Here is a 10,330-nt window from a genome sequence, read left to right as displayed (position 1 = left end):
CGCCATCGCCCTGGTATTGCACGCTGCCATCCGCCTGAATGACGAAGGGCTGGGCGCCGCTCTTGCTGCCGGCGAAAAGATAGTTGCCCTGGCCGTCTTGGGTGTTGGCGTACTGCGCGAGTTGCTGCACATAGCCTTGCATGGTGGCGGCGGCGTTTTGCAGGTCTTGCGAGCTGACGGTGCCGTTGTTCATCTGCACCGCGAGTTGCCGCGCCTGGCTGACCAGAGTGGTGACGCTTTGCACCGTGGCGCTTTCGAGTTGCAGCGAGTTTTGCGCGTTCTGGCCGTTTTGCGTGTAACCGGCCAGGCGGTTGATCTGCCCGGTGAGGGCGACGTTCTGCGCCGCCGCAACGGGCTGGTCGGACGGGTTGGTCAGGGTGCTGCCGGTCGAGAGTTGCTGGCTCAGAGTATTGAGCGTGTTCTGCTGATTGAGGATGCCGGTGAGACTGGCGGCGTAGAACTGTGAGGTGCTGATGCGCATGGCGATGCCCTTCCTTTTTACTGCACGGCCTGCAACAGCGAGGTGAACAGGCTGTTGCCCACCTGAATGGCCTTGGCCGCGGCCTGATACGCCTGCTGGTACTGAATGAGGTTGGTCGCCTCTTCGTCGAGATTCACGCCCGAGACCGACTGCTGCGCTGCAGACGCCTGGGCGGCGACGGCGCTGGCCGCGCTCAGTGCGCTCTGCGCCTGGTTGCCCTGCGTGGCGACCTGGCTGACGAGCTGCGAATAAGCGCCTTCGAGCGAGTTGGCGCCGCCTTCGAGCGTTTTGGCGGTTTGCAGCGTGGCCATAGCCTGCGCATTGCCTCCATTGCCGCCGCTGGCCGGGCTGAGGGTGAAGGCGTCGCCCGAGACGGCGGTGCTGCCGGCGAGGGTGACGTTCCAGTAGCCGCCGGGCGGGTTGTTGGCGTAAGGGATGGACAACACCTGCCCGCTGCCGCCCAGACTCAGGCTGCCGCTGGCCAGCACGGTGGCCGAGCCGGATTGCGTGACCTGAAAGCCCACGGCGCCGCTGGTGCCGCCACTGGTGAGCGTGACCTGCAGGGTGGTCGGCACGCTCGCGCCCGAAATGACCAAGGCGCCAGAGCCACTGGTGGCGCTGTATTGCCCGGCCGACAGGGTGAGGTTGCCCAGATTGGTGTTGACCAGGCCGCCCGATTGCATCTGCCCCGAGCTGGAAACATAGGGCGAGGCCGCGGCGATTTGCGTGGGGTTGGTGAGAACGGACTGAAAGCTGAGCGCCCCGTAACGCGTGGGCTGCACCTCAAAGCTGTTGCCCGTCTGCGCTCCGCTGACGTTGACCTGCACGCCGTCGAAGGCCAGCACGGTGGCGCTGCCCGAGGTGCCCACTGTCGCTCCGCTGACGGGCTGGCCCGTGGAAAGATTGGTGACCAACCAGTTGCTGCCGTCGTAGTTCAGCCGGTAGTCGGCGGTGGTGAGCGCATTGGCATCGACCACGCTGCCGCTGATGACGGCATTGCCGGTATTGGCCGAGCTGGCGAGCACTTGCACCGGCCCGGCCTGGAACATGGCCGCGCCGAACTGACCGTTCAGATCAAGGCCCTGCGCCTGCTGGCTGTTCATGGCCGAAGCCAGACCGTCGGCGATGCGGCCGAGCGCATTCTGCGCGGGCTGCAGCACCTGGCTGCGGAACTGCAGCAGCCCGCCCAGCGTGCCGCCTTGCAGGCCTTGCGACAGCACCGCGCCATTGGAGGCGTAGGCCACTTCGAGCTGCGACGGGTCGTAGGCACTGGGCGTGGTTTTCAGGTCGAACGATTGCGCACCGGCCACCAGCACCTGGCCGTTGCCGGTGAACACGTTGACCTGATTGCCGTCTTGCGGCAGCACGGTCACGCCCACCTGGCCCGACAACTGGGTGATGAGCTGATCGCGCTGGTCGAGCAGCGAGTTGGGCGTGCTGCCGGTGCCCGAGAGGGTATTGATCTGAACGTTGAGCTTTGCGATCTGCTGCGTGAGGCTGTTGATGGCGGTCACGCTCTGGCCGAGTTGCTGGTTGACGCCATTGGCAGCGCTTTGCAGTTGCTGCGCCGAAGTCTGAATGGTCTGGGCCAGCGACTGCGACTGGCTGATGAGGCTTTGCCGCGACGGCAGATCGGCCGGATTGGCCGCGACCTGCGCCACGCCGCTGGCGAAAAACTGGTTGATCGCGGTGCTCAGACCCGAGTCGGCGCCGGCGATCAGATTGGCGATGGGCTGGATCTGGGTGTTGAGGGTGTTCGCCCCGCTGGCGGTGGCCGCCGTGCTCCACACCTGCGACTGCAGATAGCTGTTGTAGCTGCGGGTGACTGCGTCGATCTGCGTGCCGTTGCCCAGATATTGCCCGCCGTACAGGCTGGGCGTGAGGGTGCTTTGCACCGCCGTTTCGCGGCTGTAGCCGGGCGTGTTGACGTTGGCGATATTGTTGCCCGTGACCTGCAGCGCAGACTGCGCCGCCTGCAGGCCGGTGAGGGCATTGTTGAGCAGCCCGCTGATGCCTGACATCTCATCCCCTCCCTAAAGATTGGCCTTGCGTCTGCCCATACCCTTTGGCCACGCCGCTTGCCGGCGCGTAAGTGGGATCGGCGGTTTGCCGCTGCGATTGGGCGATGGCCTGCTGCAGCGCGGCGCTCCAGACGGTGAGGGTGTGCTGCAGCGCCAGGGTTTCATCGCGCAGGGCGGTGACTTCGGCGGTGATCTCGGGGCTGTGGTCGAGCACGGGGTCGCCCGAGCGGCGGCGCTGCGCAAAGCCTTCGAGCGCCTGGAGCAGCGGCTGCCAGATGGGGGTCACGGGCGCGGCGCCTTCGCTGCCGGTATTCACCAGCGCCTGACGCTGCTGGCGCAGCACTTCGGTGAGCGCAGCGACGAGCTGGCGTTCGTCTTGAGGGGGCTGGAGCTGGGACATGGCGGCGGAAGCGAGCGCAGGGAGTATGAGAGATAACGTCACTGCGCCGCAGAACTTGAATCCGGCCCTGAATTTACCCCAAGTTGCTGCAGCGCCAGCTGCATGCGCGGGCTGCGGGCGATGGCAACCAGCTTGGCGGCGTAGTCGGGATCGGTGGCGTAGCCGCTGCGCTGCAGCGCGCTGGCGAACGCCGAAATATCGTTGCCCTGACCGCGGGCTGACTGATAACGCGGACGGGAGAGCAGGGCGGTGTAGTTGTCCACACTGTCGGCCACGTTCTGGTAAGCGCGGAAGGCGGCCGTGCCCACCGACGCCACGCCATTGCGAAATTCGCGGGTGAGCGTCTGCACGGTGCCGCCTGTCCAGCCGCCGCCCGCCTTGACGCCAAACACATTGTTGCCCGGAGCGTGCTGCCCCCAGCCGGTTTCGAGCGCGGCTTGCGCCAGAATGGCCACAGGCGTGACGCCCAGCTGTTTAGCCGCGGTCTGCACGCTGGGCAGAATGCTGGCGATGAACGACTTGGCCTGTTCGAGCGGCGGGGTGGCGCTTTTGGCGGGCGAGCTTGACGCGGTGGACGAGGTGCTGGGCGCAGGGATGAGCGGCTGCACCGGTAGCGCGTTCTGGCGGTAGGTGGCGAGCGACTGGGCGGGCAAGGCCGCAGTCGCGCTGCTGGCCAGCGGAAGTGCACTGGCCTGTGTGTTCACCGCATTTGCGGCGATCGATCCGCCGTCAGCGGGCGTGCCCGAAGGCGGCTGCGGTCCGGCGGGGTTGAGCCCGGGGTTGAGTCCGTAGCGGGTGGACAGCTCGCGGGCGATATAAGTGGCCAGCCCCATGCCTTGCCCCTGGCTGAGGGTGGTGGCGAGTTGCTGGGTGAACATCGACTTGAACATCGGCCCCGCGGTGTCGCCCAGCAAGTCCGGCCCCAGACTGGTGGCGTTCATGGCGCTGAGCATCTGCTGCATCAGCAGCGCCTCGAATTGCTGCGCCACGGCCTTGATCGCCTGCGGGCTGCGCGGGTCGGCATTGGCAGCGGCCTTCAGCTGGTTCAGACCCTGGAACGACAGACTGTTGGACGCCGCCGCGCCGCTCGGCGGCAGCGGGGACAGGGGCTGGCTGGGTGGCGTGGTCATGGCGGATTGGCTCCCACCCTCTCAAATCACTTCGAGCTGGGCGTGCAGCGCGCCCGCGGCCTTCATGGCCTGCAGAATGGCGATGAGGTCGTTGGGCGCTGCGCCCACGGCGTTGAGTGCGCGCACCACCGCTTCGAGCGTGACGCCGGGTTTGAACATGAGCAGATTGGCCTTGTCCGCCTTGGCTTTCACATCGGTTTTGGGCACCACCGCCGTCTGGCCCGCGCCGAGCGGGTTGGGTTGGCTGACTTCGTACTGCGTGTTGATGGTGACCGAGAGATTGCCGTGCGCCACCGCGCAGGCGCCCAGGGTGACGTTCTGCCCCAGCACCACGGTGCCGCTGCGGGCGTCGATCACCACTTTGGCCGGCGGCGATTCGGGCGAGACGTCAAGCGCCTCGACCTGGCCGAGAAAGGCGGTGCGGTCGCCCGCGGTCAGCGGCGCGTTCACCTGAATGACCCCGGCGTTGAGCGCCGTGGCCGTGCCCGCGCCGAAACGCTGGTTGATGGAATCGGCCACGCGGCTGGCGGTGCCGAAGCTGGGGGTGTTGAGCGCAAGGGTGATCGGGCCGGCCTTGTCGAAGTTGTTCGCCACGGCGCGTTCCACCGTGGCGCCGTTGGCAATCATGCCCGCGGTGAGAAAGTTGACCTGGGTGCTGTTGCCCCCCGAGGCCGCGCCGAAACCGCTGACCACCACGTTGCCCTGGGCCACGGCATAGGTCTGGCCGTCCGCGCCTTTGAGCGGCGTCATCAGCAGGGTGCCGCCGGCCAGGCTGGAGGCGTTGCCCACGGCTGAGACGGTGATGTTGATCTGCTGGCCAGGCTGCGAAAACGGCGGCAGGTTGGCGGTGATCATCACGGCAGCCACGTCCTTGGGCTGCAGATTGGAGGCCACGCCCGGCGGCAGGTTGATGCCCAGGCGCTGAAACATGGAGAGCAGCGATTGCGTGGTGTAGGGCACCTGCGTGGCCTGGTCGCCCGTGCCGCCCAGGCCGACCACCAGGCCGTAGCCGACGAGCTGATTCACCCGCACGCCCTGCACGCTGGTGAGATCGCGGATGGCGGCGGCGTGAGCGGGTGTCAGCGCGGGCGCCAGCGCGGCGACAAGCAGCGTCAGCGCAGCAGCCAGACGTACAAAAGAACGGTAAGGGCGGAGTGACATGAGAGAGGGCGCCAATCGATTCAGAATACTCAGAACGGCCACAGCGAGAGGAAGAAGCTTGCCAGCCAGGGCACCTTGGCGGCGGCGTACACATCGCCCGTGCCGCTGTATTCCACGCGGGCGTTGGCGATCTGCGTACTCAGCACGGTGTTTTGCGGGCTGACATCGGCCGCGCGCACCACGCCGGCCACGCGGATGTATTCATGCCCGCCATTGAGCATGACTTCCTTTTGCCCGGAGATTTGCATATTGCCGTTGCTCATCACCTGCACCACGGTGGCTTGCAGGGTGGTGGTGAAGGTGTTGCTCTGCGACGTGGCGCCGTTGCCGCCGAACTTGGTGGACGAGGTCAGCCCCATCGACGGCGAGTAGCCGCCCACGGTGAAGGGCTTGCCGAAAAAGCTCGACAGCCCCGCGCTCACGTCGTCGGACTTGTTCACCGTGGTGTTGGTCGATTTGGTGGCGTTGGCGTTCTCCTGGATGAGCACGGTGATGAGGTCGCCCACGCGGTGCGCCCGGCTGTCCTCGAACAACGACACATTCGTGCCCGGCTGCCAGATGGCGCCGTTGGGCGTGTGCGCATTCATCGACTCCGGCTCGGCCGGAATGGGCAGGGGCTTGAGCGCGCCGCTGCTGAGATGCTGCGGCGCCGTGGCGCAGGCGCCCAGCAGCAGGGCGAACGCCGCAGCCAGCAACAGACGGGGAAAGCGCAGGAAAACCATCGCAGTCATCACAGATTGTTGTTGACGTATTGCAGCATCTGGTCGGAAGCCGTCACCGCCTTGCTGTTGACTTCGTAGGCACGCTGGGTCGAGATCATGTCCACCAGTTCGGCCACCACGTTGACGTTGGACGACTCCAGATAGCCCTGCCGTACCGAACCCAGGCCGTTGAGCGTGGGCTGGCCGGTGTTGGGCGCGCCGCTGGAGCCGGTTTGCAGATAGAGGTTGTCGCCAATGCTCTGCAGCCCGGTGGGGTTGACGAAGCTGGCCAGTTGCAGCGCGCCCACCTGCTGCGGCGCGGCCTGTCCCGGCAGGGTGACCGACACGGTGCCGTCGTTGCCGATGGTCACGCTTTGCGCGCTGGCCGGAATGGTGACCGTGGGCTGCACCAGATAGCCGTTTGCGGTGACGAGCTGCCCCTGATTGTTGAGCTGAAAGGTGCCGTCGCGGGTGTAGGCGATGGTGCCATTGGGTTCGAGCACCTGAAAAAATCCCTGGCCGTTGATGGCGACATCGAGCGAGTTGCCGGTCTGCGTGAGGTTGCCCTGCGTCATCAGCCGCTCGGTGGACACCGGGCGCACGCCCGTGCCCAGTTGCAGGCCGCTGGGATATTGCGTGCTCTGCGACGACTGCGCACCCGGCTGGGTGAGGTTTTGATAGAGCAGGTCTTGAAACACGGCGCGCGAACCTTTGAAGCCGCTGGTGTTGACGTTCGCCAGATTGTTGGCGATCACGTCCATGCGGGTCTGTTCGGCTTCGAGGCCGGTTTTTGCAACGTAGAGCGAGCGGATCATGGCGGTTTCTCTGAAGGCGTAGTGGGGGCGGGCGCGGCGCGGCGGATCAGCTCACGTTGAGCAATTGCGTGGCGGCCTGATGGTTCTGATCGACGGTCTGCATCAGCTTGGTCTGCATTTCGAACGCGCGGGTGTTGTCGAGAATCTGAATCATGGCCTGCACCGGGTTGACGTTGCTGCCCTCTAACGCGCCCACCGCCAGTTGCACATTGGCGTCGGCCGGTGCCGGGCCCTGGGTGTCGCGGAACAGGCCGTCGGCGCCGCGCTGCATCTGCGCGGGCGGCGGGTTGACGAGCTGGATGCGGTTGACCACGACCAGCGCGTTGGGCTGGCTGCCCACCGGCACGCCGGAGATCGTGCCGTCGGCGCCGATCTGCACCGACTCCAGCGGCGGCAGGGAAATCGGCGCGCCGCTCTGCCCCAGCACCGGACGGCCGTCGCTGGTGGACAGAATGCCGCTGCCGTTCACTTGCAGATCGCCGTTGCGGGTATAGGCGGTGTCGCCATTGGGAGCCTGCACCGCAATCCAGCCAGAGCCGCGAATGGCGACGTCGAGATTGCGGCCGGTATGGTTGATCGGCCCTTCCTGCAGGTCGGCGCTGTTGCCCTGCACCGTGGTGTAAGCGCTGGTGGGCAGGGCGTTGCCATAGACCGGCAAGGCGCGAAACTGCGCCTGCTCGCCGCGGTAGCCGGTGGTGTTCACGTTGGCGAGATTGTTGGTCGTCACCGCCTGCTGGCGCAGGACGGCGCGGGCGCCGGTGGCGGCAATCCACAAGGTATCCATGATTGAGACGATCTGTTTTATTACAGGCTAAGCAAAGTCTGGACCACCTGGTTCTGCGTCTTGATGGTCTGCGCATTGGCCTGATAAGCCTGCTGAGCGACGATCAGATTGACCAGCTGTGACGACAAATCGACGTTGGACTGTTCCACCGCGCTGGACTGCAGCACGCCCAGCCCGCCACCGCCCGGCTGCCCGGTGAGCGGCTGGCCCGAGGCGTAGGTCGGCACGAAGTAATTGCTGCCCAGTCGCTGCAGGCCCTGCGGCGCCTTGAAGTTGGTGAGGGTGATGAGCCCGAGCTTGGCCGATTGGCCGTTGGTGTAGCGGCCGAACACCACACCGCTGGGATCGATCGACAGATTGCTGAGCTGGCCGACCGCCGAGCCATCGGTGGTGAGCGAGTTCACCACCGAGGTGGCGTTGTAATTGGTCGAGCCGGCGAAGTCGAGGGTGATGTTTGAAGGCGAGGCGCCGTCTGCCCAGGTGAGGCCGGAGGCCGTCAGCGTGGCGGTGCCGGTGATGGCCCCGGTCGGGCTGAACTGAATGACGGAAGGGCCGCCGCTGGTGATGCCGCCAGCCGCCGTGGTGCCGTCCACCGAGTAATACACATTCCAGGCCTGGCCGCTGGCCGTGGCGCCAGTGGAGGGCAGGGCGTAGTAGGAGGTCAGCAGATGCGAGGTGCCCAGACTGTCGTACACCGTGCTGGTGGTCGAGTAGTTGTAGCTGGTGGGGTCGCTGGTGCTGAAGGCGGTGCCGCTGGGGATCGGCGTGACCGAGGCATTGAGGTTCAGCCCCAGCGTACCGCTGGTCGTGGCCTGCGGGGCCAGGGTGGTGGTGGTGATCTGCAGCGGGCCGGAGCCGCCGGTGAGCACCCCGCTGACCGCCGGCGTGCCGATGAGCTGGCCGCCCGCAGCATCGACGATGTAGCCGTTCTGGTCGAGCTGGAACTGGCCGTTGCGGCCATACACCGTCGAGCCGTTGTAGTTGAACTGGAAAAAGCCGCTGCCGTTGATGGCCACATCGAGCGGGTTGCTCGTGGATTCGATATTGCCCTGCGAGAACTGTTGCGCCACCGTGGCTACCGAGGTGCCGATGCCCACCTGTCCATACTGCGGCGAGGTGCCGGCGATGGCCGCGGCGTAGGTGTCGGCGAACTGGGCGTTCGAGCTCTTGAAGCCCACTGTGCTGGCGTTGGCGATGTTGTTGCCCATCACCTGCAGGTCGGTGGAGGCGGCTTGCAGGCCGGACAGGGCGGTTTGGAAGGTGCTCATGAAATCCCCCGAAAAATGATGTGGTCTGAATGCGGTGTGGTGTTGGGTGCTTCGGGCAAACGCAGCGGGCTTACGCAGGCGACTACATCACGCCCACGATGCTCGACAGCGGCACGGTGCTGCTCTGCCCCTCCATCTGGAGTGCGGGGCCGCTGCTGCCGTTGAGATAGACCGACTGCACCTTGCCCGTGCCAAAAGGCACGGCCGCGACCGACTGGCCGGTGCCGTCCGTGGCGCTGACGTTGAAGGTGTAGTTGCCCGCAGGGGCCTGCTGCCCGCCGCTGGTCGATCCATCCCAGTTGAAGGTTTGCACGCCGGTGGGCAGCGCGCCGAGTTGCAGCGTGTCGATGGTTTGACCCGAGCCGTTGAGCACCTGCACCTGCACGTTCTGCGCGGCCGAGGCCAGGGTGAAGCCCCCGGCCGTGCCGCCGCTGCCGGGCAGGCTGATGCTGTTGTTGTCGAACACGACCGTCTGCCCCACCAGATTGGCGGCTTGCAGCCCTTGCGTCTGCGCGAGCTGGGCGGTGAGGGTGGCCATCGACTGCTGCATGCTTTGAATGCCGCTGGCCGTGCTGAACTGCGCGAGCTGTGCCGACAGATCGGTGTTGCTCATCGGGTTCATCGGGTCCTGGTTGGTCAGTTGTGTGACCAGCAATTTGTAAAAGGTGTTGACGTTGTCCAGCCCGCTTAGGCCGCTGGCGGCGCTGCCCGAGGTGCCGCTGCTGCTGCTCGTCTGCAGCGAGGACAGGAAGGAATTGGAGCTGATGGGAGAGGTGCTCATGGCAGGGGTCTTTCAGTCAGTGGCGGGGCGTTCTGGAGGTTCACTGGCCCAGCGTGAGGGTTTTCAACAGCAGGTTTTTGGTGGTGGTCATCACGTTCACGTCGGCCTGATAGGCGCGCGAGGCGGAGATCATGTTGACCATTTCGTCCACCGGATTGACGTTGGGGTAGCTTACATAGCCGTCTTTATTGGCCAGCGGGTTGCCGGGTTCGTACACGAGCTTGAGCGGGCCGGGTTTTTCCACCACGCCGGCCACCTGCACGCCGTTGACGCCAGCAGGCACGCCGGGGCCGGACAGCGGCTGCGCGGCAAACACCACTTCGCGGGCGCGGTACGGCTGGCCGTTGGAACTGACGGCGGAGTTGGCATTGGCCAGATTGCTGGCCACCACGTTGAGGCGGTAGCTTTCAGCCGTCAGGCCGGAATTGGCCACATCGAGGGCGGAGAACAGGGACATGGTGAATGCGCCGCTTAGTTGCCGGTGATGGCGGAGGTCAGGGTTTTGATCTTGCCGGTGAGGAAGGTGAGATCGGCTTCGTACTGAATGCTGTTTTTCTGGAAGGCGGCCTGCTCGCGGTTCATGTCCACCGAGTTGCCGTTCAGACTCACGTTATTGCCGGTCTGGTAGGCGACGAAATTCGAGCCTAGGGGAGCGACGTGGCCTGCGAGTTGCCTGGCGTTCTCGGTCTTAAGCGGCAGGCCTCCGGTTTGCTGCCCGGATAAAGCGGCTTTGAACGCGGCGGAAAAATCGACGTCCACCGCCTTGTAGCCAGGCGTGTTCGCATTGG

At 65.6% G+C, this 10,330-nt stretch carries 12 protein-coding genes; all 12 read right to left on the bottom strand.

Annotation, left to right across the window (positions count from 1 at the left end):
- Positions 1-481 (bottom strand): flagellar hook-associated protein FlgL (flgL, locus tag AC2VLV_RS14990; RefSeq protein ID WP_486990746.1); only part of this gene is annotated, 481 nt, incomplete at its 3' end.
- A gap of 17 nt (positions 482-498) precedes the next feature.
- On the bottom strand, positions 499-2,502 hold the full coding sequence (flgK, locus tag AC2VLV_RS14985; RefSeq protein ID WP_486990745.1) for a flagellar hook-associated protein FlgK: 2,004 nt from the start codon (positions 2,500-2,502) through the stop codon (positions 499-501).
- 1 nt (position 2,503) lies between these two features.
- Positions 2,504-2,902 carry a hypothetical protein gene (locus AC2VLV_RS14980; protein WP_486990744.1) on the bottom strand — a complete coding sequence of 133 codons (399 nt, stop codon included), beginning with the start codon at positions 2,900-2,902 and terminating at the stop codon, positions 2,504-2,506.
- A gap of 38 nt (positions 2,903-2,940) precedes the next feature.
- Complete coding sequence (flgJ, locus tag AC2VLV_RS14975; protein ID WP_486990743.1) at positions 2,941-4,032, bottom strand: flagellar assembly peptidoglycan hydrolase FlgJ; 1,092 nt, start codon at positions 4,030-4,032, stop codon at positions 2,941-2,943.
- A 21-nt stretch (positions 4,033-4,053) separates the two neighbouring features.
- Positions 4,054-5,193 carry a flagellar basal body P-ring protein FlgI gene (locus AC2VLV_RS14970; protein WP_486990742.1) on the bottom strand — a complete coding sequence of 380 codons (1,140 nt, stop codon included), beginning with the start codon at positions 5,191-5,193 and terminating at the stop codon, positions 4,054-4,056.
- Between the two features lie 29 nt (positions 5,194-5,222).
- Entirely contained in the window at positions 5,223-5,924 is a 702-nt protein-coding gene (locus AC2VLV_RS14965) for a flagellar basal body L-ring protein FlgH (RefSeq protein WP_486990741.1), read from the bottom strand.
- Positions 5,924-6,709, bottom strand: a complete 786-nt coding sequence (gene flgG / locus AC2VLV_RS14960) for a flagellar basal-body rod protein FlgG (RefSeq protein WP_013105535.1) — start codon at positions 6,707-6,709, stop codon at positions 5,924-5,926. Before flgG ends, AC2VLV_RS14965 begins: the two co-directional genes overlap by 1 nt.
- Before the next feature lie 46 nt (positions 6,710-6,755).
- Entirely contained in the window at positions 6,756-7,493 is a 738-nt protein-coding gene (flgF, locus tag AC2VLV_RS14955; RefSeq protein WP_486990740.1) for a flagellar basal-body rod protein FlgF, read from the bottom strand.
- A gap of 20 nt (positions 7,494-7,513) precedes the next feature.
- Complete coding sequence (gene flgE, locus AC2VLV_RS14950; RefSeq protein WP_486990739.1) at positions 7,514-8,761, bottom strand: flagellar hook protein FlgE; 1,248 nt, start codon at positions 8,759-8,761, stop codon at positions 7,514-7,516.
- Between the two features lie 82 nt (positions 8,762-8,843).
- Complete coding sequence (locus tag AC2VLV_RS14945) at positions 8,844-9,542, bottom strand: flagellar hook assembly protein FlgD (protein ID WP_486990738.1); 699 nt, start codon at positions 9,540-9,542, stop codon at positions 8,844-8,846.
- Between the two features lie 40 nt (positions 9,543-9,582).
- Positions 9,583-9,999, bottom strand: coding sequence for a flagellar basal body rod protein FlgC (gene flgC, locus AC2VLV_RS14940; RefSeq protein ID WP_013105539.1), 417 nt, complete (start codon positions 9,997-9,999; stop codon positions 9,583-9,585).
- A 14-nt stretch (positions 10,000-10,013) separates the two neighbouring features.
- Positions 10,014-10,330 (bottom strand): flagellar basal body rod protein FlgB (gene flgB, locus AC2VLV_RS14935; protein WP_486990737.1); only part of this gene is annotated, 317 nt, incomplete at its 5' end.

Source organism: Thiomonas sp. TH-17, from assembly GCF_057473305.1.
The sequence above is the reverse complement of the archived record's forward strand: the minus strand, read 5'-3'. Positions and strand labels throughout refer to the sequence as shown.